15 protein-coding genes, 1 other RNA gene and 2 pseudogenes are annotated in these 24062 nt (G+C 49.5%); 7 read left to right on the forward strand and 11 right to left on the reverse strand.

Features of this window, described 5'->3' with window-relative positions; translation table 11 throughout:
- Positions 1-178: 178 nt before the first annotated feature.
- Positions 179-578: a transfer-messenger RNA gene (gene ssrA, locus J5A66_RS06750) on the reverse strand.
- A gap of 184 nt (positions 579-762) precedes the next feature.
- Between ssrA and J5A66_RS06755 the strand changes: the two genes are divergently transcribed.
- Positions 763-3330 (forward strand): endonuclease MutS2, encoded by a 2568-nt coding sequence (locus J5A66_RS06755; protein WP_211789902.1) that lies wholly within the window; start codon positions 763-765, stop codon positions 3328-3330.
- Between the two features lie 596 nt (positions 3331-3926).
- Here the strand turns inward: J5A66_RS06755 and J5A66_RS06760 are convergent.
- The 10 genes and pseudogenes from J5A66_RS06760 to J5A66_RS06805 form a co-directional block, all read right to left on the reverse strand.
- Complete coding sequence (locus tag J5A66_RS06760) at positions 3927-5063, reverse strand: hypothetical protein (protein WP_211789903.1); 1137 nt, start codon at positions 5061-5063, stop codon at positions 3927-3929.
- Positions 5064-5081: 18 nt separating this feature from the next.
- On the reverse strand, positions 5082-6128 hold the full coding sequence (gene mltG / locus J5A66_RS06765) for an endolytic transglycosylase MltG (RefSeq protein ID WP_211789904.1): 1047 nt from the start codon (positions 6126-6128) through the stop codon (positions 5082-5084).
- Positions 6129-6423: 295 nt separating this feature from the next.
- Complete coding sequence (locus tag J5A66_RS06770) at positions 6424-6846, reverse strand: very short patch repair endonuclease (protein ID WP_211789905.1); 423 nt, start codon at positions 6844-6846, stop codon at positions 6424-6426.
- Between the two features lie 2 nt (positions 6847-6848).
- The gene (locus tag J5A66_RS06775) at positions 6849-8720 is read right to left on the reverse strand and encodes an ATP-binding protein (RefSeq protein ID WP_211789906.1); all 1872 of its coding nucleotides are present in this window, start codon (positions 8718-8720) and stop codon (positions 6849-6851) included.
- 16 nt (positions 8721-8736) lie between these two features.
- Complete coding sequence (locus tag J5A66_RS06780; protein WP_211789907.1) at positions 8737-9819, reverse strand: DNA cytosine methyltransferase; 1083 nt, start codon at positions 9817-9819, stop codon at positions 8737-8739.
- A gap of 26 nt (positions 9820-9845) precedes the next feature.
- Complete coding sequence (locus tag J5A66_RS06785; protein WP_249109934.1) at positions 9846-10529, reverse strand: MjaI family restriction endonuclease; 684 nt, start codon at positions 10527-10529, stop codon at positions 9846-9848.
- A 4-nt stretch (positions 10530-10533) separates the two neighbouring features.
- Complete coding sequence (locus tag J5A66_RS06790; protein WP_211789908.1) at positions 10534-11817, reverse strand: DNA methyltransferase; 1284 nt, start codon at positions 11815-11817, stop codon at positions 10534-10536.
- Positions 11786-12094 (reverse strand): helix-turn-helix domain-containing protein, encoded by a 309-nt coding sequence (locus tag J5A66_RS06795; protein WP_211789909.1) that lies wholly within the window; start codon positions 12092-12094, stop codon positions 11786-11788. Before J5A66_RS06795 ends, J5A66_RS06790 begins: the two co-directional genes overlap by 32 nt.
- Positions 12095-12228: 134 nt before the next feature.
- Positions 12229-13590 (reverse strand): annotated as a pseudogene (gene mobV, locus J5A66_RS06800) (MobV family relaxase).
- 186 nt (positions 13591-13776) lie between these two features.
- A pseudogene (locus J5A66_RS06805) lies at positions 13777-14936 on the reverse strand (site-specific integrase).
- A gap of 418 nt (positions 14937-15354) precedes the next feature.
- Between J5A66_RS06805 and J5A66_RS06810 the strand changes: the two are divergent.
- The 6 genes from J5A66_RS06810 to J5A66_RS06835 all read left to right on the forward strand — a co-directional run bounded on the left by J5A66_RS06810 (position 15355) and on the right by J5A66_RS06835 (position 23737).
- Positions 15355-15996 (forward strand): HAD family hydrolase, encoded by a 642-nt coding sequence (locus tag J5A66_RS06810; protein ID WP_371742878.1) that lies wholly within the window; start codon positions 15355-15357, stop codon positions 15994-15996.
- Between the two features lie 510 nt (positions 15997-16506).
- Positions 16507-17817 carry a hypothetical protein gene (locus J5A66_RS06815; protein ID WP_211789910.1) on the forward strand — a complete coding sequence of 437 codons (1311 nt, stop codon included), beginning with the start codon at positions 16507-16509 and terminating at the stop codon, positions 17815-17817.
- A gap of 4 nt (positions 17818-17821) precedes the next feature.
- Positions 17822-18016, forward strand: a complete 195-nt coding sequence (locus tag J5A66_RS06820) for a hypothetical protein (protein ID WP_211789911.1) — start codon at positions 17822-17824, stop codon at positions 18014-18016.
- A gap of 369 nt (positions 18017-18385) precedes the next feature.
- A complete protein-coding gene (locus J5A66_RS06825) occupies positions 18386-21208 on the forward strand; it encodes a putative LPS assembly protein LptD (RefSeq protein ID WP_211789912.1) in 2823 nt (940 codons plus the stop codon).
- 164 nt (positions 21209-21372) lie between these two features.
- Positions 21373-22545, forward strand: coding sequence for a PLP-dependent aspartate aminotransferase family protein (locus J5A66_RS06830; protein WP_211789913.1), 1173 nt, complete (start codon positions 21373-21375; stop codon positions 22543-22545).
- A 1-nt stretch (position 22546) separates the two neighbouring features.
- Positions 22547-23737 carry a MalY/PatB family protein gene (locus J5A66_RS06835; protein ID WP_211789914.1) on the forward strand — a complete coding sequence of 397 codons (1191 nt, stop codon included), beginning with the start codon at positions 22547-22549 and terminating at the stop codon, positions 23735-23737.
- Positions 23738-24062: the final 325 nt, after the last annotated feature.

The following is a 24062-nucleotide window of genomic DNA, read 5'->3' on the forward strand; positions in this document are numbered from 1 at the left end:
ATTACAATCAATCGTATTTGCCTTTCTTTTTCTCCTTGGAACAGAAAAGGCGTCTCTCTTCCTGAAACAAGCGTCCTATTTCACTCGACGCATAAAAGGCAAAGAAAAGAGGATAGGCCTATTTCGGCCCATCCTCTAAAGAATAAAACTGTTTTGCGCAATGTCTTCTTGACATGCCTTGTGGAGCTGGTGGGAGTCGAACCCACGTCCAAACAGGGAAACCATACGCTTTCTACACGCTTATTTCGGACTTCATTTTCGTGCATGGGCAAGACCCGAACCACCAACCCATGCCTTATCCTCTAAAATTTCGCTCACCGTGCGAGGCAACGGCAAACTATTTCCGATTTCTCTGCACCGCTATATCAGCTGGCTTCGGAACAACAGCCTCTGAGCGATGTCTCGTTCCATCACCTGGTGACGGAATAAAGCCCAAAACCTACTGTGCTTCAGTTAGGCAGCGAGAGCGTAATTGTTTTCGCCAATTAAATTGTTGATCACTGGGATTATGGAGCCAGCCACCTACGCTCCGCGTGCTTACATACCATTTCATCCCGCTGTCAAATCCAGTCAGCCCCGATTTGTTTTGTCTCCGCACGGCGTTGATGCCCATGGGGTTCATTGCTTAGCGGGCGACAAACAGTTCGATACGATGATGTGTATTGATGTAAGAGTCGGCTGCAAAGGTAATGCAAAAGATGCGGTGAGGCAAATCTTCCGCCCATTTTTTGCGTTCTCGGCAAAGAGGCGTAATTTTGCAGTATGATTTATCCAACCAACTTTGAGCAGAAAATAGGGTTTAACGAAATAAGGGTTTTGTTAAGCGAGCGATGTTTGTCGACCTTAGGTCGCAGCCGAGTGGACGAGCTCGCCATGAGTCACGACGTACAGAAACTGAATACGTGGATGAACGAAACCCGCGAGTTGAGGAGGTTGCAGGAGGCCGAACCCGACTTTCCGCTGCAATATTTCTTCGACTTGCGCGCGCCGCTGGCCCGTCTGAAAATCGAGGGAACGCACTTCGAGGAGCAGGAACTCTTCGACCTCTGTCGTTCGCTTGACACGCTGCACCGGATCGTGCTGTTCTTGAACCGGCCGTCGGGGGGAGAGATTTCCGAACCAATAGACGGCGATATCGAATCGGCGAGTAGCATCACCTTCCTCTATCCCACTCTACAACGGCTCACGGTGGGCATCGTCACCTTCCCCGAACTGGTTCGGCGCATCAACGGCATCATCGATAAGTGCGGAAGAGTGAAAGACAGTGCATCGCCCGAACTGCAACGCATCCGTAGCGAACTGGCGCAGACTGAGGGCAGCATCTCGCGCATCTTGAACGCCATCCTGCGAAGTGCGCAGCAGGAAGGACTTGTAGACAAAGACGTGGCGCCGGCCATGCGCGAGGGGCGGCTCGTCATCCCCATCATTCCGGGACTGAAGCGGCGCATCGGCGGCATCGTCCACGACGAGTCGGCCTCGGGCAGAACCGTCTACATCGAGCCCACCGAAGTGGTGGAAGCCAACAACAGAGTGCGTGAGCTGGAGGCTGAAGAAAGGCGCGAGGTAATTCGGATTCTCGTAGAGCTATCGAAAGAGATTCGTCCGCACATCCCCGCCCTCATTGCTTCTTACGCCCTACTGGCCGACATCGACTTCATCCGCGCCAAGGCCCAGTTGGCCCTTCTCACGCAGGCCACGGAGCCCACCATTCTGCCCACCGCGCAGATAGACTGGGCGCAGGCGGTGCATCCATTGCTGCGTCTCTCGCTCGAGAAGCAAGGCAAGCGCGTTGTACCGCTGGACATTTGCCTAAGTGCCGAGAAGCGCATCTTGATCATCTCCGGTCCCAATGCCGGCGGGAAATCGGTTTGTCTCAAGACCGTGGCCCTACTGCAATACATGCTTCAGTGTGGCCTATCGGTTCCGATGAGCGAGTGTTCGCAAGTAGGGATTTTCGAGCATCTCATGCTCGACATCGGCGACGAGCAGAGCATCGAGAACGACCTGAGCACCTACTCCTCTCACCTGCTGAACATGAAGCAGATGTTGCGCCACTCTGACAGGCGCACACTGCTACTCATCGACGAATTCGGAACGGGCACCGAACCGCTCATCGGCGGAGCCATCGCCCAGGCCGTGCTCACGCAGTTTTGCCGTCGCGGCGCCTTCGGCATCATCACCACCCACTACCAGAATCTCAAGCGATTTGCCGACACGCACCCCGGCGTAGCCAACGGCGCGATGCTCTACGATCGGCAGGGCATGCGCCCCCTTTTCCAGCTCTCCATCGGTCAGCCCGGCAGTTCGTTTGCCATCGAGATTGCCCGCAAAACGGGGCTCCCCGAGGAAGTGATTCGAGAGGCCTCCCTACTGGCGGGCGAGGATTACATCCAAAGCGACAAATACCTGCAAGACATCGTTCGCGACAAACGCTACTGGGAGGGGAAACGGCAAGACATCCACCGTCGGGAGAAGAACCTTCAAACCCTCATCGATCGATATGAGACCGACCTAAAAGAGATTTCCCAGACGCGCCGCGAGATTCTCTCTCGAGCCAAGAGCGAGGCCGAAGCACTGCTGCGCGAGAGCAACCGCCGCATCGAGACGACGATTCGCGAGATTCGCGAGTCGCAGGCCGAAAAAGAGCAGACCAAGCGCATGCGCCAAGAGCTTGCCACCTTTCGCGATGCTTTGGAGCAGACCGACGATGCCTCTGGCGACGAACTCATTGCCCGCAAGATGGAGCAAATACGCCAGCGCAAACAGCGACACGAAAAACGGCTTGCCGAAAAGGCCGAACGCCTGCAACAGGCAGAGCAGAAGCATCGCGCCTCGGAAGATCAACCGGCAGAACAGTCCTTGCCGACAACGCTTCGCCCCGGCGATGCCGTCCGCATGCGGGGTCTCACCACCGTTGGACGGGTGGAGAGCATCGATGGCGGCGGACAGGCCACGGTGGTCTTTGGCAGCATGCGCACCAAAACCACCGTCGACCACCTCGAGCGCGTCGCCCCGACAGCAGCGTCCACACCGCTGCGTTCTGCCCTGAGTTCCTCTACGCGCCAGGCGATAGACGAGCGGCGAAACCGATTCCGCCAAGACCTCGACATCCGCGGCGAACGGGGCGACGAGGCGCTCAACGCCGTGATGCACTTCATCGACGATGCTCTCCTCGTGGGCATACCCCGCGTCCGCATTCTGCACGGCAAAGGCAACGGCATCCTCCGCCAGCTCATCCGGCAATATCTCTCCACGCTGCCGGCCGTCTCCTCCTTTCGCGACGAGCATGTGCAGTTTGGCGGGGCCGGAATCACCGTCGTCGACCTCTGATCCTTCCTTCCTCCCATCGCTGAGCCGCTCAGTAACGCCATTTTTGCCTCCGTGGCCGTTTTGAGCCGCTCAGTAACGCCATTTTTGCCTCAGCGGCCATTTTGAGCCGCTCAGTAACACCATTTTTGCCTCCGCAGCCGTTTTGAGTCGCTCAGTAACGCCATTTTTGTCTCCGCGCTCGTTTTGAGCCGCTCAGTAACGCCATTTTTGTCTCCGCAGCCATTTTGAGCCGCTCAGTAACGCCATTTTTGCCTCCGCAGCCGTTTTGTAGGGTACAGTAACACCATTTTTGTCTCCGCGGTCGTTTTGAGCCGCTCAGTAACGCCATTTTTGCCTCCGCGGCCGTTTTGTAGGGTACGGTAACGCCATTTTTGCCTCCGCGGCCGTTTTGTAGGGTACAGTAACACCATTTTTGTCTCCGCGATGGTTTTGTAGGGTACAGTAGCACCATTTTTGCCTCCGCGATGGTTTTGTAGGGTACAGTAGCAACGTATATGGCAAAAAAAATACGCACTGACTCATTCAGCGCGTACCATACTTACTTCTTTCCTACTTACTCCTTTCCTACTTACTCCTTACTCCTTACTCCTTACTCCTTACCCCGAAACCACCGACGTGTTGAGCAGTCCGTCGGTCAGCATTTGAAGCCGCAGGTGGTAGGAACCACCCGAACGATGGATGGTCATGAGCTGCTGCGGCTCGAACTCAGATGGCGAGAGCGACAAAGCCACATGCCCCATCGTGCGGCGCAGGTTCAGCTCCACGCAAGGATGAAGAGCGAGCGGAGCCAGCGCATCGCCCGTGCGGACCATCATCATATCCACCCCGAGACAACCCACATACCGACCGGCAAGACATTCTTGCAATAGACCGCCGAGCTCGCGAGCCACCACCTCGAGCAGCGACACGTCGACAAGCCGAGCCAACAACGCCCGCTTGACCGACTCGGGAGCCAACAGACTGCCCGTGTAGGCCCGGCGCGCCGTGTTGAAGAGCGAAAGACCCTGATACTGCACCCGTCCGTCAACATCTATCGAAAATTCCATTCCAAAATCTCTCACCTTCCGATAGTAAGGCTCGGCCGTGAGGCTACCCTGCCGGGAAATCATGTTGGCACACCAGCCCAGGGTGGAGATGTCGGGACAACCGTCGATGTAACGGATGCCGCGCCCGCTGCTGCTCCACGGAGCCTTGACCACCAGTCGCGGATAGCGAAGCAGGAGGGCGGAAAGCTCGTCTGTCGAGGTCACCACGAACGACCGTCCCGTGAAAGCATCGCGCCCGGCTGCGTCTTCGAGCCGACGGCGGAGCTGCGGCAGAAGTTGTTCGGCCGCCCACACCCGCGAACTGAGTTGGCGAACGCCTGCGAGCCATTCGTCTGTGGGTAGCAACGTCGGTGCCACACCCATGTCGGCAAGCCGCGCCTTGAGATGCCGATCCCATCCCCAGGGCTCTATCCTCAGGTTGCTGGTAGCGGCAGAAGAGCGTAGAAGACGGGCGAGCTGTTCCTCGTCGACGAGATGCACGGCTTTGCAGGGGCGTTTGAAGTGGCGCAGACGCTGGCGGGCAGCCTCGACGTCGGCCACCAGCACCCAGTCGCCCTCCTCGGCCCACAGAGCGGGCAGAAAACCCAGATCGGCCTGCAAAGCGCGCACCGCTTTCGGAGGCGTGAAGCTCCCGGCAGCCGATGCCAGCACCAAATCGTGTTCAGGGTTGAAGATGTGTAGCGTCATTCGTTTTCTTGGCCAAGGTTATTGGATGCCTCTCTCGTTGAGAGCCTTCGAATACTTTGCCGCATTGGCCAAATGCTCCCGATAGGTTCGGGCAAAGTTGTGCGTACCGCTGAAATCCTCCTTGGCACACATGTAAAGGTAGTCGTGATGCACCAGCCCCAGCACGGCATCGATGCCCGACACGCTGGGAATGCGGATAGGACCGGGAGGCAGACCGGCGTTGCGGTAGGTGTTGTAAGGACTGTCGATGTGGAGCAGTTTGTTATAAATGCGGCGCAGGTCGAAGCGTTTCCAGGCAAACTTGATGGTGGGGTCGGCCTGAAGGGGCATTCCGTTAGGATATTCGGCGTTGCGGAGCATAAGCCGGTTGTAATACATGCCGGCCACCATGGGTTTCTCGGCCTCATTGGCCGTTTCCTCGTCGACGATGCTGGCCAGTGTCATCACCTGTACAGGCGAGAGGCGGAGCTCCCGAGCCTTGGCCGTGCGGTCGACGTTCCAGAAGCGGCGACTCTCCCGCTGCATCCGCTCGAGCAGATTCTCGGGCGAAATGTTCCAGTACACGTCGTAGGTATTGGGGATGAAAAGCGAGATCACCGTAGCCGTGTCTACGCCATAGCGAGCGCAGATCTGCGGCTGGCGTAACACGCGCAGCAAATCGGTGCTGTCCATCATCAGCCGCTTACTCACCTCGGCCGCCAGTCGGTCGAGTGTTCGCACGCTGGGAATAGTCAGATTCACCGGAGCCTGCATCCCGTTTTTCAAATGCCGAAACACCACAAAGGCACCCTGCCCCGGCTCCAGGGCGTAGCGACCCGGACGAATATGCTCGGCGTAAGAGCTGTGGCGCGTCAAGGTTCGGAATCCCGTCAACGCATGGCTCTGTCCCGCAATCTGTAACTTGGCATAGACGGAATCGATGTTATCGTCGCCATCCACATACACGTAGCGCGTGGCCGAACCCACGATCAACGCCGAAAAGAAATAATAATAGATGATGACTACGATCATCAGCACGCAGATTCCGGCTGGAATGAGATACTTCTTCACACAATTCTGATTCATTGTTCGTTGCTGTAAATTCGGCGCAAAGGTAGCAATTAAAAACGACAACGGACGAGGGATCAATTATATTTTAGATTTTTCTCGGTTTGACTTAACCGATTGAGAAATAAACTTTTAGCGAATTATTTGAGAAATAGAGGTAACGATTTGGAAACTGTGCGAATTTCAGCGTTTTGCGTTGCTATGCTGTCAAATAACTCTTCTCACTGCAAAGATAGTCAAATAACTTAAAACACTCAACTTATAGCAATAATTTTCTTGCTTATGAAGGCTATGGTATATAGCGATTGGCATTTTACGTATGTTCAACGATATTGTTGTATAGATTTCTCAAATTTTGTTCTCTAACTTTGGGTTTTAATTGGCATTGCCATACAACAGATACTCGATAGTCAAACCTTTCTAATTCTTGCGTTTTACGTTTGTCCCTTTCTAAATTATCCGCAATCTTCTTCTCCCAATATTCCAAATTCGTAGATGGTAAATGAGCATATTTACATCCTTGATGTCCATGCCAAAAACAACCATTCACGAATATTACAGCCTTGTACTTTTGAAGAACGATATCCGGAGTTCCCGGCAACCGTTTTACATTTTTTCGATATCGCAGACCTTGAGCAAACAGATATTTTCGGACAATCTTTTCCGGTTTTGTTTCCTTTCCTGTGACATGAGACATTATTTCCGAACGTTTTTCTTTACTGACCGTGTCTGCCATCTCTACTTAATAACGATTCGTTCTTTAAGATGATCCATATTTTCTTTACGACTTTTCTTTGCATAGCCGAGCTTGTCGCAAGTCGCTTCTATTTTCTGGCAAAAAATATCGGCATTTAGTTTGGTCATACATAGTTCATCATTCTCGTTTCGTTCCGTACTATGCCATAAAGCTTCATCATTTAAGGGATGTTGCGGTCGGAATGGGGGAATATTAAAGATTCTATTATCTACTTGTGTGATCCAAGATGCTCCAATTTCTGTCATCGCACCCCATGCACTCGGGGTGTTATCACTCGTAACGAATATGACGAAGATTTTTTGATTAGAGTAACTTTCCACAAAGAAATCCCGTAAATAGTTATATATTGATGCAGTCCCTTCGGGAATGCGGCTAATTTCATCGTCGCAACTCGTGTATAAGATATCTTCGGGCGGAATGTTATTAAATACTAAAAATGAGTATATCAAATCAGCTAATGCTTTGTCTTTAGAAGCGTGACTAATCAGTATTTTCTTTTTCTGGGAATCCACTACGGTTTTTAATCCTAAAGCATTAGCATTATTATTGATCGCATCGGATATGACTTGTTCGATCGTTTCTCTCGAAGAATCTGGTGCTAATCGTCCTATACTTTCAGCTGCATTTTCACTCACTATATTTCTGAATGTATCAACGGCTTTTCTAAATTTTTCTTCTGTATTTTTTTGTTCATTCAATTTACGTTGCTTCTTCTCTCTATTCTGTTCATTAGAAAACAAACCTCTTTTCCGAAGAATATCCGGAAGTAGAATAGTTCGCACATATTTTATAACGGCCTCATATCGTGGGTCGTCGGACTTATAGCCTTGCCTATTGCTCAATGCCATATCTGGAAGTTCCGATAATTCGAACAAATCGATATATAGTTGTCCAACTACATAAACTTCATTCAATTTATTTTGACCGACTATCGGCAAAATATTGAACTCTCCCATTTTTTTATTCGCATATAAGGATATGAAGTTGTCGGGGAAATCGGTAAGTGCCGCTTTACGCCCTCTTGTAGAAGCGTATGCCCCGATCCATCCCATTATTTTAAGCGTATATTCATGATCTTTTCCTGCATTGTCTTTCAGATTGATTGGCTCTGTATACGGCTCTCTATGCTCAACTAATTCAGTTCGTTTTGTCGGATATTGGTTAGGAATATTTTTTGCTAAATCGGAAAAGTCATCCCCTAAAGATATAAATGCACATAACTCTTTTGCAATATTTTCGTCAAAGGTGTCTATTGTAACGGTTTCATTGCCTCTGATTATGTGTATTTTGAAATTATCGTTGACTAATGGGAATATTTTTAACAAATTCCGTTTAACCGAATCCATAGATTTATTCAATCTGTATTGAGGATTCCTCATTACGATCGCTGTTCCATGCTCTTGAATATACACGAATTTTATATCATCATCGGCAATAGGTCGTAACTTATTCCCGTCTATCGGTCTACGAGATAAAACGAAACCGGATTTCTCGTTATCGCTGATAGTCATTACATCAACGGATTCGGAAACAGACAATGCCGCCAACTTACCAACGCCTTTTCGTCCCATTTTTCGTCTCTCTCCGGAACGTGTCATAGATTCTTCTTCTTTAACTCGAGAGACACCGGCTACGTTCAAGAACTTCTTTACTTCTCCATTCTGATAAGACATACCATGCCCATCATCCTCGATTCTGATATCGTCTTTATTAGAAATGATATATACATTATGTGCATCTGCATCATACGCATTAGCGACAAGTTCGGCCAATACATAATAAATATTCGTATAAAGATTCGGTCCCAACAACTCTAAAATCCGAGGATCGACATTAAGCTGATATTCTTTCATATAAATATTCATGGAGTTAGTTGACAATTCGCGTCAAATGGCATATAATACTCTCGGCTATGACTTCTCCCAGTCTCGGTGGAACGGCATTGCCGATATATCTCGATGCTTTTGTAATAGCGACATACTCTTCGTCAGCGAAAAATTTATACGTCATCGGGAAAGTTTGTATAAGAGCAGCTTCTCTAATGGAAATAGCACGATCTTGTATAGGATGTCCGAATCTGCCGTTGCCTAAACCAGTGCATTGAGTTGTCATAGTAGGGGCTGGTTTTTCCCAAACCATTCTACCGTAGACACTACCAAACGAGCGTCCGTTATCGGTTTTATGACACCGTAATTGTAAATCCTTCGGCCAATCTTTCCAACTGCCTCCGTACGGAGTATGATGAAGACGTTCGAGATTTAATGGCGATAATGCTTTGGCTCTATGCAATGGATCGTTTTTATCGGTTTCTCCGGCTTTGAGTTCGGGTAAATCTCCGATCGTTTCTTTCACCGTTTTGTACTCGTTAGGCTTATGCGTCGGGTTGATCAACTCGATATTTCCCAATCGCGATGCTAATAACACCAATCTTTTCCTATTTTGCGGTATTCCGTAATCGGGGCAATATACTGGATTTACCCACACATGATATCCTTCATTTTTCAAAAGATTCTCGAAATCGGATAAAACGGGCTTTTCCTTGAAAGATAAGATTTGAGCCACGTTTTCCATCGTAACGATGTCGGGATGAACAGCCTTGACCAATCGTCCGAATTCATATAATAAATCGTATTTATTCGGATCTTTCTTTTTGTTTTTGAATGCATACGACGAAAACGGTTGACAAGGGGCGCATCCTGCCAACACTCTAATAGATCCTTTGCCGTAGGCTGTGCGGATTTCATCCGGAGACACCGTTTTAATATCCTTATATATGAATTTTGCATTGTTATTCGTTTCATAAGCATACCGGCAGGTCGCATCAATATCATACCCTGCAAGGATATTGAATCCCTTGCTTTTCATCCCGAAGCTCAATCCGCCGATACCGCAAAATAAGTCGATAACTTCAATAGATGGGAGCGATTCGTTTTTGATATTCTTTCCTTTCATAATCCGATTTCAAAAACAGAGTGTGCTCAATTCGACAACCGATCTATTTCGGATTGAATCTGACCTATAACCTCTTTATTGGCAATTTCTCCATCTAAGCTGAATACGATAAACACATTACCGCCATATCGTTCTTTGAACGATTCGAAACTCGCTTTCATTCGCTCAGTCAGCGAATAACTACCGAAATTGGCACTCGCTGTTATCGGTTTGATTTGTATGCCTATGGCTTTATCTCCGATTTTTGCGATATAATCAATATCTCCAGCATGATCCAATTCGGGATCGCTTTCTTCGAAGTTGATATTAGGAAATACTTTAACCAATCCGTCATTGATTACAGACTTTTCTCGTATATAACCGTCATAAGTACGATTTATAGTCAGATTGTATATATAGTCAATGCAGTCCTGTTCTGTCAATTCACGAAAAACAGCTTCCCATTCCGGAATCACGACTTCCGTAATTTTTGCATACAACCGTTCACCCAATTCATGGAGACTTTCGACTGTGATTTTCGTCGGATTTTTTCCTGCGGTATGAGCATTCTCGAAATACCATGATTGCCATTCATCGAACGAAGAAGGTTGGCAATCGCGAATAAGAGCCATTACAGCACCTACTTTATTCGGACGGGATAATTGGTATGTTTGGCAAGCGTAGTTCAGCACGCGTTCCTTTCTCCCGAAATTCATTGAATATCTATCCATAACGTTATAGGTTTATCAGTTTCTCGAATTTGTTTTTATATTTGAAATCAAAAGAATAGTCCACGTCTGCCAAACCGTTTTTCAGCATATGTGCATTTATAAAAGTTTTGTTGTCTAAGTATAAGTAGCACAACAACAAATCTTTATCATCATACTTTATGGCATCGTAACGTAAAAAGACCTTCCTTCCTTTTGTCTTTTCCGCAAGAAATTTTGTCGCATTACCATTGACAGATGGCTTTTCTTTGATTCCGAGCAGTCGTATGGTAAGTCCATTGTTCAATACAATAGTATTTGGTGACAAGATCGTTTTTACAGAAAAATACTCTTCCCGTTCTTTCTTGTCTTTATCTATCCGTGAACCGAATTGCAACTTCTTAATCTCGATTTTGCTTTCCATTTTGTGTAGGTCACTGAATATATAAGGCAAAGTTTTCTTCTTTTCGTCCATGTCGAAAACAGATCTATCGTTGCTGTATCTATATTCTACATTGCCGAACGAAAAGGATGAAGTGACCTTTTCCTCATAGTATCTTTTATAATCGGGATTTATTTCATACCCGATAGAATTACGTTGCAGATTACGCGCTGCCAAAGCCGTAGTCCCGCTACCCATGAATGGATCGAATACCGTTTCTCCAGCAAAAGAGAACATTTTTATCAAACGGTGCGGCAATTCTTCAGGAAATACCGCAATGTGTCCGTCTTGTTTAGCCCCACCGAAATTCCAATGGGAAGCAAAAAATGTATTCCATTCATCTTTTGTCATTTCCGAACATTGCTTTTGCTCAATAGCGGGAACGGGAGCCTTACCTTGTTTTTTGAAAATTAGGATAAATTCGTAATCTATTTTCAAAATACCGTTTCGAGGATAAGGAAAACTACCCATAACAGCTCCTCCCCCTGTCGTATTGATCGTTGTTTGCTTCTGCCAAATTACGGCTCCCATATAATCCATTCCGAGAGCTTCGCAAAAACGTATGATTTCGGTTCTTATGGGAATCACTTTATAACGTCCGTAATAGACGGAACGAGCGAATTGGTCTCCTATATTTATGCACAAACGGCAACCGTCATGCAATACTCGATTGCACTCCGCCCAAACCATATTCAGATTGTTGATATAACTTTCGTAACTATCATGAAATCCTATTTGCCCATCACTCCCATAATCTTTCAATTGCCAATACGGGGGCGACGTAATGATCAGATGGACGGATTTGTCCGGCATAAGAGAAAGATTCCTGCTATCTCCGTTAATAAGCGTGTGTATAGTCTTTATTTCCATTTCTATTGTCAATTATAGTCTTCAATGCTTTATCTGCAATGTTTTTATCGTCTCCGATAATTACATTTATCTTATCCGCAATCCAAAAGCTCAACAACTCTTCCCGTTCGATATTCAAGATATCCGAAAGCAATACCACTTGCTCCTTTTTAGCTTGCCTGTCTCCGCGTTCTATTCGGCTATACATAGGGACATCTATATTCAAAGCCGAAGCCAATTGCTTTTGCAACAATCCGCTTCGGACTCTGGCCGCTTTGATCTTTTGAGCGAATAACATTCGAATATTTTTTCAATTTGTCATTATTTGGCAAATTTACTACTTTTATTTCGTTTATGCACTATAGCAAGCCAATAATTTGGTTTACTTAAATATAACGATTGTAGTACAGCTAATTATTTAGCTATTTCCACTTAAATTCCCCTACCTTTCCTTTGCGGTTGTATTGGTCGACGTATGTTCTGCCTTAACTTCTCGAACTGTTCCTTGAACCATTCGGCAATAGGCTTTCGGTCAATGGCAAGAACTAGTTTCGTCCCGTCGGTGGGGTCTTTCAGCACTTGAAACCCTGCCTTTTCAGTCGTGAATTTCCGCTTGTGTTCCTCCGAATAGAGTTCCCCCGCATACTCCAACAGCTTTCCCTTGACGAGCGTTGCGGTCTGCCTTTCATCGAACCCGACAAGGCGGCAGAGGTTTTCGATACGGAGCATTTCACGGAAATAGGGAAACCATGCCGCCACCCTTGCGATTACCGCTTTCAGAAACGATATTTCCTGCTTGTGCCTTGTGTCCTTGTCTGCTATCTCCCTGCCATGCTTTTGCTGCATTTCCCGTATCTCCCGGCTGTGGTCTGCCTACATGGTCTGTATCCTATCTTGCAGGGCTTCGATGGTTTCCTCGTGGTCGGCTATCTCCCTATGCAGGGCGGTGTTCTCTTTTTCCAATGTCTTGACCTTGTTACTGCCGAAAAGAGAACCGACGCTCTCGGCGATGTTGGCGGTTGCGGTGGTTGCCGCCCCTTTCAGCTTCTCGGTCTGTATTTCTTTTTTCGCCCATCTTAGCTCTTCCCGTGCCGTTTCTTTCTGCTGCTGCAAGTCCACCACTTCCGCTTTGAGATTGTCGGCGAGTTTCTGTATATCCCGATAATACTGCTGCGTGGACTTGTGGCGAGCCTTCGAGCCATCTATGCCCCTTTGCAGCCCGTATTTCGCCATCGCTTCGGCATAGGTATCTTGGTAGGACTTCAATTTCAGCCGTGTCATAATATCGTCTGCGCACAGCCTCACGGTGTCGGTCGGTTTCTTGCGATATCGCTTCTTCGTCTGTTCCTCCCTTTTCCTGCACTTTCGCTCTCCCTTGACGATGGGAACGAGCGTGACGTGTATGTGCGGCGTTTCCTCGTCCCTGTGCAGGTGAGCCGCCACGATGTTCTCCTTTCCGAACGTGTCGACGAAGTATTTCAGATTGTCGGCGCACCACTCGTCCAAACGCCCCTCTTCCTCTATCCGCTTCATGTCCTCGTGCGTTCCCGACACGTTGATGCGGATTGCCCATACTTGGTTGCTTCCGATTTTGCGTGTCAGTCCCGCTTCTTCGAGTCTTCTCTGAACAGCCGCCGAACGGTCTTTCACTCCGTCGGGATAGCCGATGAGCCTGCGGTTCAGGTGGGTGCGTGTGGGGTCGGCGTTCTTCGGAATGATGAAACGATCGATATGTGCGGTCGTTCCGCTGTCGCTGCCGTGCGCCTTTTCCATGTGTAAAACTACGAAACCCATATATTCTTTCTTTTTTGGCTTGTGAAACAATGATTTTTTGTATCGTCGGGGCGATAACCCCGAACAGTTCGCGAATTTCCCACTCGGTCATGGCGGTTGCGCCTATATCGCTCGGCAAGGAGATATTGCCCTGCCCGTCCATCGTGATAATGTTCCTTTCTTCTTTCATCGGTATTCTGTTCTTAATTAAATGGCTCGGTAGATATTCTTCTCCATATCCTCCAACTTGTGCGACAAGGTTTCCATGTCTTGGCTTATCTTCTGGGCGGTGATTTTGGCGTAAATCTGGGTGGTCTTTATGTTGGTATGTCCCAAAGGGCGGCTCACCGTTTCGATGGGTACGCCGTGCGACAGAAGCACGGTCGTGGCATTCGTGTGACGCGCCACATGGTAGGTCAAGCGCACCTTGAAACCGCATTGTCTGCCTATATCTTTGAGTATCTTGTTGCAACTGCCGTTACTCGGAACGGGGAAAACATGACCGTCCCGAGCCAGTCCCTTGTACTTTTCGATGATACGTTTGGGAACGTCCAAAAGGCGGATGTTCGATTCGGTGTTGGTCTTCTTTCTTCGGGTGATTATCCACAGGTTGCCGTCGAAGAAGGTTTGCAGGCGGTCGGCGGTGAGGTTCTTCACGTCCGAATACGCCAAACCCGTGAACACCGAAAAGACGAACAAGTCCCGTACAAGCTCGTGGGTGGCATTCTTCATCGGTGCGTCCATGAGCGTCTGTATCTCCGTTCGGGTGAGGTAGCCCCTGTCCACGCTTTCGGGAGAGTTGATATATCCGGCAAAGGGATTAAAGGGCAAACGTCCGTCGTTCCTCGCAATGGAAACGATATGCTTCAACACAATCATGTAGCCCCACACGGTATTGGTGCGGCATTTCTTCTCTGTGCGCAAAAAAACTCGAAATCGTTGATGAACGTGAGGTTTAGTTCCTTTAACGGGATGTCCTCACGCTTGTAGGTATGGGGCAGGAGCTCCCGAATATGGTTGCAGACCGTCCGATAACGGGTAAATGTACCCTGCGCCCTGCTGTGCCCGACTTTCTTCTCAAACTCGGCGTTATGCTGCTCGAACAGCTTCAGCAATGTTTCCTGCTTGATGCCGATACCGAGATAGGCGTCTTTGAGTTTGGCGGCGGTAACATAACCGTCCGTCTGCATTAACTCTTGATAGCGGCGGTTTACCTCCACACGGATTTTATCTACCGCAAGGTTGATTCTCTGCGCTTTGACGCTCTTGCCCGAAGCACGGTTGTTCTTCACGTCCCACAAGCGTGGGGGAACGTCCATCTTACAACTGAACTGTTTAATCTCGCCGTCCACCGTGATACGGCACATCAGAGGCAGGTTGCCGTTCGGCTTCTCGCTGCCTTTCTTCCTCTAAAATAATACCTTGAATGTACTACGCATAACTCACTCTTTTTTTTAGTTATAAAATTAGTTCTTAGTGAGTTGCCGACAGCTATGTAAATCTACGCAAAACGCAGAAACAGAACCTTTTAGCAAGAAATCTGCACCCGTTACGGGAGTAACGAGGTGGTAACTGAACTTCTGCACCGTTTGGCTTTAAGGTGGTATTTCGTTGGCTATGTCCCCATAGAAAAACAAAGCGTAACGAACGCTCTATCAGCTAATTCGCTACGCTTTGCCCAAATTTACTTTTTCGCTATGTGTTTATTTTATACCTTTGCAGCACCTCTTCCCGCGGCCTTTTCCGCCAGTATTTGGGGAGGAGGACAACTCCCAAAAAGGAATGATGATGAAAGAATACGACACCTACGTCTTCGACCTCGACGGAACGCTGCTCGACACGCTCGCCGATCTGGCCCAGAGTTGCAACCACGCCCTCGTCGCCCACGGTCTGCCTCCTCGCACACTGGAAGAAGTGCGCCTCTTCGTGGGCAACGGCGTCAAGAAGCTCATGGAGCGGGCCACGCCCGATGGAGAGCAGAACCCACTCTTCGCCGACATCTTGGCCGAGTTTCGCCGCCACTATCTGTCCCACAGTCTCGACCACACCGCCCCCTACCCCGGCATTCCCGAACTGCTTGCCGAACTTTGCCGCCGCCGAAAACACCTCGCCGTGGTGAGCAACAAGTTCCAGCCAGCCACACAAGCCCTCTGCCGCCACTTCTTCGCGCCCTACCTCTCCGTAGCCATCGGTCAGCGCGAAGACATCCGCCCCAAGCCCGCCCCCGACACCGTTCTTGAGGCCCTGACCCAATTGGGCGTGCCGAGCACGAACGCCGTCTACATCGGCGACAGCGACGTAGATATCGCCACAGCCCGCAACAGCAATCTACCCTGCGTGAGCGTGCTGTGGGGCTTTCGCGATAGCGATTTCCTATTGCGCTCGGGTGCCACGACGCTCATCTCCCACCCCGCAGAATTGCTGTAGTCCCAGCGTTCCGCTCTGCCCCGGCCTCGCATTCTTTTCCACCGAAAACTTGCTCAGCCCGAAAGATTGTGTTACCTTTGCGCCGTCTTTCAAGCAGAGTAACAGACTCTTTCAGGCAGAAAGGCAAAAGAAAAGAACAGAACAGAAACAATGCAACGTGTGAGCATATATAATAAAGGTATAGCAGGAGAGCAGAAAAGCTTCAACTTTTCTGCATCTTTTAACGCCTTTCCCTTGGTAGTCTCCAAGGAAATGACTACCTTACACACACACACACACACACACACACACACACACACACACACACACACACACCATATGCGCACCTATTGGTAGTGTAACACTTTTTCACTTTATCCTACGCGCGCGCGAAAAGCGTGCAACCTATCTGAAACAAAGGCTCTGCGAGGCTTTTGTGCATGCAGTAGATCATACCCGTTTCTCTCACTTTTCGAAGTGTAGAGAAACGTCTGTTTTTCCACCAATTATTTACTTAAAAACAAAAGAACTATGGAGAGATGTAAGCTCTTTTTAACCTGTCTCATGGCAATGCTATGGGTAGGTGTATCGGGACAACCTGCAAAGTATTACGATTTCTCGAAAGAGAACAGCGACCACACAATGTTGTATTACAAAATTATTGATGAAGATAAAAAAGAAGTGGCATTTTCTGCCCCTAACGGATCTGGAATAGTCTATCATTCATTAACCAAGTTGCATATCCCCGAAACAGTAGAGTACAACGGAAATACCTATACCGTTACACAGTTCGGGATCGAAGCTCCAACAAGCAATCCTCATATTTTTTGGCATTCAGGAATCGAGGGCATGTTGAATTTGGTCGATTTTAAACTCCCCAGTACGTTAAAGCGAATTAAGAGTGACCATTTTTTGGGTTTCAGTCATCAACTGAAAAAATTAGTAATACCAGCCAGTTTAGAAAGTTATTGCGAGGTGATCTATTATAGAGCCATGGGACTGGAAGAACTATATATGCTGCCACAAATTCCACCAATCTACGACGGAACAAACGGATCTTATCTGAGCTCTGCTATTGGGCTCATAACCGATGGCCTTAAATACATTTATGTGCCTGCCGATGCGACGGCTGCTTATAAAGCTTCGCCCTACTGGCAAAAGAAACGAGATGGCAGTTCTATTCTCAACATGTATCGCGAGCAATTTACCTTGAGTAAAAACGGTTATACCAGCCTGTATCTTGAGAGTGAAAATTTTGAGGTTCCTGCGGGCTGCACAGCCTATATCGTCAAAGGCTTAAAACATCATGCCAACGCTAAGATATATGCCGATGCCAAGTTGCAGGCTTTTCCAGCCGGAACGATTATTCCAGCCGGAACCCCTGTTATCATCGAAAACAAAGCGATGAAGAACCAAACCATTACCTACCGTGCTGCTCTCACCATAGGAACACCGGTGGTCATTACCGACAATCTGCTTGTAGGTGTCACCACTGAGCAAGAACTCAACACCCCTGGTGGTTTCTACTATATCTTTGGTAAGGGGCAATTTGGACAAGGCTTCTATTGGCAGGGCAGCCGTAAGGGAGCTAGCATAAAATTGAAAGCCCATAGAGCCGGACTTCGCATTCCCGACGGACATCCTATTGCAGCTGCGGGCAAATCGTTTGTTTTCGACTTCGAAGCAGCTAAGGCCGAACTCACCTTGGGTATTCGACAAGAGTCCATTTCTAAAGGAAATCCAACTAAGCAAATTACCTACGATCTACAAGGCCGTCGCGTATCTCACCCCACCCCTGGTGGTATCTATATCGTCAACGGAAAGAAGATCATAAAAGAATAAAGAGATGAAAGAAAAATATATCATTCCCATCATTAAAATTGTGCAGCTCTCGACCGATGCAAATATCGCCCAATTTATTGTCAGTTCCAAATCCATCGGTGAAGAAGAAGGCGAGGCTAAATCCGGATTCTTTGAAGAGGAAGACGAAGACGCATTCGACTCCTCGGAAGAAAAGCCCTGGGGAGAGGTGAGCTATTAGGTTCTGACTGGATGCTCTTCTGCTGGAACCATCTGCAGAATCGCTGCGTGCCATCACCATTAAAAAGAACGGAGGTGACTTCCCGATGTGCGGGAAGTCACCTCTTGCGTATCGGGAGATCATCTCCCGTGCATCAGGAGGTCATCTCCCGCGCATCAGGAGGTCATCTGCCGTGCATCGAAATCCTATCTGCCACCTATTGGGGCACTGTGCGTAAACACATCCAAGGGAGGTGGTCTATCCAAGTTCCCTAAGTTAGAGGGCTCACTCCAGTAACATCCGCTCACTCAGGGGCACGGCCAACAACATGTTAAAAAGGGAAAAGGGGCGGCGGCTTTATCATTTATTCCTTAATTTTGTGCCTCGAAAATGCAGAGAAAATCAGTTATAACACTCCTGCTGCTCGTCGCCCTGTTCGTGATGGCAGAAACCTACGCTCCTCTTTCCCAACGACGGAAAAAGGAGAAACGACCTGCGGCTCATGTGGCAGACGCAATGCGGCGAGACTCGCTGCCATCCGTCGACACTACACGGATGGACTCCTTGCAAAGAGCTATCTATCGACATAATCGAATGGTGGACGACTCGATTCGGCTCGACTCACTCAACCGACAAAAGAAAAACGGCATCGACGCACCTGTAACCTACTCGGCCACCGACTCATTGGTCTACAACGCCGCAACGAGAACGGCACATCTCTATGGGTCGGGCAAGGTAAAATACGAAGATATGGATCTGGCCAGCGAACGCATCCGCATGAATCTCGATAGCAACGTGGTGCATGCCACTGGCGCAGCAGACTCTACGGCCAAACGAGGACTGAAGGGACTGCCTGTTTTCACAATGGGCAGCGACAAATATGAGAGCGACACGATGGCTTTCAATTTCAAAACCAAAAAGGGCCTTATCAAAGACGTCTATACCCAACAGCAGGAGGGATTTCTGCACGGGGCGCGGGCCAAACGCAATGCACAGGGCGAGGTGTTTCTCCAACATGGACGATATACGACGTGCGATAAAGACTGTCCCGACTTCTATATCTCACTCTCACGGGCTAAGGTGCGACCGGGAAAGGATGTGGTCTTCGGGCCGGCTTATCTCGTCGTGGCCGATGTTCCGCTACCTCTGGCCATCCCCTACGGCTTCTTTCCATTTACGAAGAAATTCAGTAGCGGACTCATCATGCCGACCTATGGCGACGAGAGCGACCGAGGATTTTATCTGCGTGATGGCGGTTATTATTTTGCCATGGGCGATAAATGGGACTTGAAATTGCTGGGCGAGATCTATACGAAGGGGTCGTGGGGACTGTCGGCAGCCACCAACTATCGCAAACGTTATCGATATAACGGCAGTTTCTTCTTCAGCTATCAAAACACGAAAACGGGCGACAAGGGTCTTCCTGACTATTCGAAACAAACGAGCTTTAAACTCCAATGGAGTCATCGACAAGACAAAAAGGCCAATCCCTACAGTAATCTCTCGGCCAGCGTGAACTTCGCCTCAACAAGCTACGAACGCAACAACCTCAATAGTCTGTACAATCCGCAGAGCATGACGCAGAGTACGCGCACCTCGTCGGTAAGCTGGAACACTACGTTCTCGAGCCTCGGAATGACACTGAGTTCTACGGCCAATCTCTCGCAGAACATGCGCGACTCATCAGTAGCCATGACACTGCCCGACCTTAACATCTCCATCGCCCGGTTCTATCCCTTTAAACGTCGGCATGCTGCGGGGAAAGAACGGTGGTACGAGAAGATTGCACTGAGCTATACGGGACAGCTGAGCAACTCGATTACGACGAAGGAGGATCGGCTCTTTCGGTCGAACCTCATCAAGGATTGGCGCAACGGTATGCAACACAATATTCCAGTGAGCGGAAGTTTCACGGTGTTGAAGTTCATCAGTCTGAATCCGTCGCTCTCGTTCACCGACAGGATGTATTCCAACAAAGTGATGCGCTCGTGGAACGTGGCACGACAGGTGGAGCAAACCGACACGACGTATGGCTTCCACAACGTGTACGATTGGCGGATGAGCGTGTCGGCCAATACGAAACTCTACGGTTTCTGGACCCCGAGTCGAAAAATTTTCGGTGATAAAATCGTGGCCATCCGGCACGTCATCACGCCGCAGGTGAGCTTCAGTTATGCCCCCGACTTCAGTGCCTCGCGTTACGGCTACTACGAAACGTATGTCAAGACTGATGCGCATGGCAATGTCTCACTGGTAGAGTATTCGCCGTTCTCCAATGCGCTCTTCGGCGTTCCGGGAAAGGGAAAGACGGGAAGCGTGACATTCGACTTGAGCAATAACCTGGAAATGAAGATTCGGTCGGATCAAGACTCGACGGGCTTCAAAAAACTGAGCCTCATCGACGAGCTCGGGGCGTCGATGTCCTACAATATGGCCGCCGAGACGCGCCCGTGGAGCGATCTGAGCATGCGGTTGCGTCTGAAATGGTGGAAGAATTATACGTTCAGCGTCAACGCTGTCTTTGCCACCTATGCCTACGATTTGGACAGCAACGGTCATCCTTATGTGGGAACGCATACGGAATGGAGCCGCGGCAGATTCGGTCGGTTCCAGGGCATGTCGCAAAATCTTTCGTTCACCCTCACCCCCGAAAAGCTCAAAAAGCTCTTCGGCGGCGGTTCGAAAGACGACGAGAAGAGGAAACGTAATCAAAAAGACGACGAAGGCGTAGACACCGACATCGAAAGTAACGTAGACAAGACCATGATCGACGGACAACGCGGAGCTGGAAAGAAAGATGCCGGAAAGGCCGAGACCGACGAAGATGGATATATGAAGTTCTCAATGCCTTGGTCGCTGACTTTCGGTTACGGCGTGACGATGCATGAGAGCAACGAACTGAGCAAGTTCAACTACAACACGATGCGCTATCCCTACAAGTTTACACAAACGCTGAACATCGGCGGCAACATCCGCATCAGCGATGGATGGAATATCAGTTTCTCGTCGGGCTACGACTTCGAAAACCATAAAATTTCTATGACCACCGCTTCGCTACAACGCGACCTGCACTGTTTCAACATGAGTTGCTCGGTGGTTTTGGCTCCTTACACCAGCTATAACTTCACTTTCCGGTGCAACGCAGCAACGCTTACCGACGCACTGAAGTACGACAAGCGCAGCAACTCGGGTAATTCGGTGCAATGGTATTAAGCAACAGAAAGAAAAAATGGTCAACGTTGTCGTTCAGCCAAAGGAGCAAAGCCAAGCTTGCTTGAATTTTGTCGTGGCGAGAATTGAAAATCGTCGGCACAGAACTTTTAGTGAAACGGAAAGGCAAAACGCACTTTTGAGGAACGAAAAAAAACGATTTGTTTATGAAGAAAACCACACAGGCCATTCATCTGCCTTACAAACGGCGCGATGCCTACGATGCTCTCAGCATGCCGGTGTATCATGCCGTGGCATTCGAGTTCGACAATGCACAGCTCATGGCCGACGCTTTCTGCGGCAGAATTGATGCTCCCGACTATTCACGGGTGGAAAATCCCACGGTAACCAACTTTGAAGAACGTGTAAAAGCCATCACCGGCGCCCAAGATGTCGTGGCCTTCAACTCGGGGATGGCAGCCATCAGTAACGTGTTGCTGGCTCTGGCGGCAAAAGACAAATACATCCTTACCTCGCGACATCTCTTCGGTAATACCTATTCGCTCATCACCTCCACCTTGAAACGGTTCGGTGTGGGGGCCAGACTCTGCGACTTGACCAACCTCAAAGCCGTGGAAGAGGCCATCGATACCGAATGCTGCTGCCTATATCTGGAGATCATGACCAATCCGCAACTCGAAGTAACAGACATTCCGGCCGTGGCAGCAGTGGCCCATCGCAAGGGCGTTCCGGTGATTGCCGACACGACGCTGATACCTTTCACCGAGTTCTCGGCCCGAGACCTGGGTATAGATGCCGAGGTAGTGTCGAGCACGAAGTATATCAGTGGCGGCGCAACGTCGCTCGGTGGATTGGTCATCGATTACAGTACTTGCGACCGTCTGCATCATCCGCTGCGCCATGAGATGCTCTTCAATCTCGGGGCCTACATGACACCGCAAGCGGCCTATCAGCAAACGGTGGGACTGGAGGTGCTCGATGCGCGATACAAGGTGCAGGCCGCCAATGCGCTCTGTTTGGCTAAAAGACTGCAACAGTTGCCATCCATCCGGCGGGTCAACTACGTCGGACTGCCCGACAATCCCTATCATGAACTCTCCAAACGTCAGTTCGGTCCTACAGCCGGCGCAATGCTCACCATCGACCTCGACAGTCAGGAGGCTTGCTTCCGTTTTATCGACCGTCTGAAATTGATTCATCGCGCCACGAATCTCTTCGACAATCGCACGCTGGCGATACACCCAGCCAGCACCATTTTTGGCCTTTTCTCTGCCGAGGAACGCTCCCAAATGGACATTCTCGATACCACCATCCGCCTCAGTGTGGGATTGGAAGACGTGGACGACCTCTTCAACGATATCCAACAAGCCCTTCTCTAAAATGGAATGCTACGATTTCAACACACGTATCGACCGCACCGGCAGCGGCGACCTCAAACACAATGCTCTGCTGCCGCGGTGGGGACGCAACGATCTCTTGCCCCTCTGGGTGGCCGATATGGATTTTGCTACGCCGCCCTTCATCGTTGATGCCCTAAAAAAACGGATGGAACATCCCATCTTTGGCTATACCGTCGAACCTGAAGACTATTGGCCTGCCGTGATCGACTGGATCAAATCGCACCACAACTGGGACGTGCAGCGCGAGTGGCTCCGCTTCATTCCGGGCATTGTGAAAGGCATCGGCTTCGTTCTCAACGTTTTTACCAAGCCCGGCGAAAAGGTGATTATCCAGCCACCCGTCTATCATCCTTTCCGCCTTACGCCCGAGGCCAATGGGTGCAAGGTGGTGTTCAATCCGCTCAAACGCGGCGCAGACGGATATTACGAGATGGATTTCGAGAATCTGGAACAAGTGTGTGACGAACAATGTCGGATTTTCATCCTCTGCAACCCACATAATCCGGCCGGTCAGACCTGGTCTGCCGAAACGCTACGGCGATTGGCCGACTTTTGTTTCGAACACCATCTACTCGTCATAAGCGACGAGATACACGCCGACATGGCCCTCTTCGGCAATCGTCACACGCCCTTTGCCACCGTCTCAAAGCGTGCAGCAGAGATCAGCATCACCTTTGGCGCCCCTACAAAGACGTTCAACCTCGCAGGCATCGTCAGTTCCTACGCCATCGTTCCCAACGAAACCCTCCGCGCGAAGTTCTTCCGCTGGCTCTCGGCCAACGAACTGGACGAACCTACCCTCTTTGCTCCCATTGCCACGATAGCCGCCTTCCGACAGGGCGAAAACTGGCGCAGGCAGATGTTGCGGTATGTGGAAGAGAACGTTCTCTTCGTCGAAGATTTCTGCCACAGATACATTCCGCAAATCCGCCCTCTGCGTCCGCAAGCCAGTTTTTTGGTCTGGCTTGACTGCACAGCCCTGAGTCTCTCCCACCGTCTGCTACAAAAACTTTTCGTAGAAAAAGCCCATCTCGCCCTCAACGACGGCGAAATGTTCGGCGAAGGCGGACAAGGGCACATGCGGATGAACGTCGGTACGCCCCGAAGCATCCTCCAACAGGCGATGGAACAGCTCAGAGCCGCCATCGACTCACTCATCATCCAAGAATAAGGAGGTCGTAAAAGCAAATGAGCTTCCCCCTGGGGGGAAACGCAGAACGGACAAAAAAATGAGCTTCCCCCCGGAGGGAAATGCAAAACGGGCAACAATTTAAGCTTTCCCTCCAGGGGGAAACACAGAACGAGCAAAAAAATGAGCTTTCCCCCGGAGGGAAAGGCAAAACAGGCAACAGATGGATGTTTCTCCCCTGAATGAAACCTCAAACAGCCCAAAATCAGTTTTTTCGCACGCATAGAACGGCGAATACCGGGTTCTTCATCGCCCGAAACTTTCGCCATCCATAGAGAAAACTGCTCCAACAAACAAAAATACCGGA

Source organism: Prevotella sp. oral taxon 475, from assembly GCF_018127805.1.
GTDB lineage: Bacteria > Bacteroidota > Bacteroidia > Bacteroidales > Bacteroidaceae > Prevotella.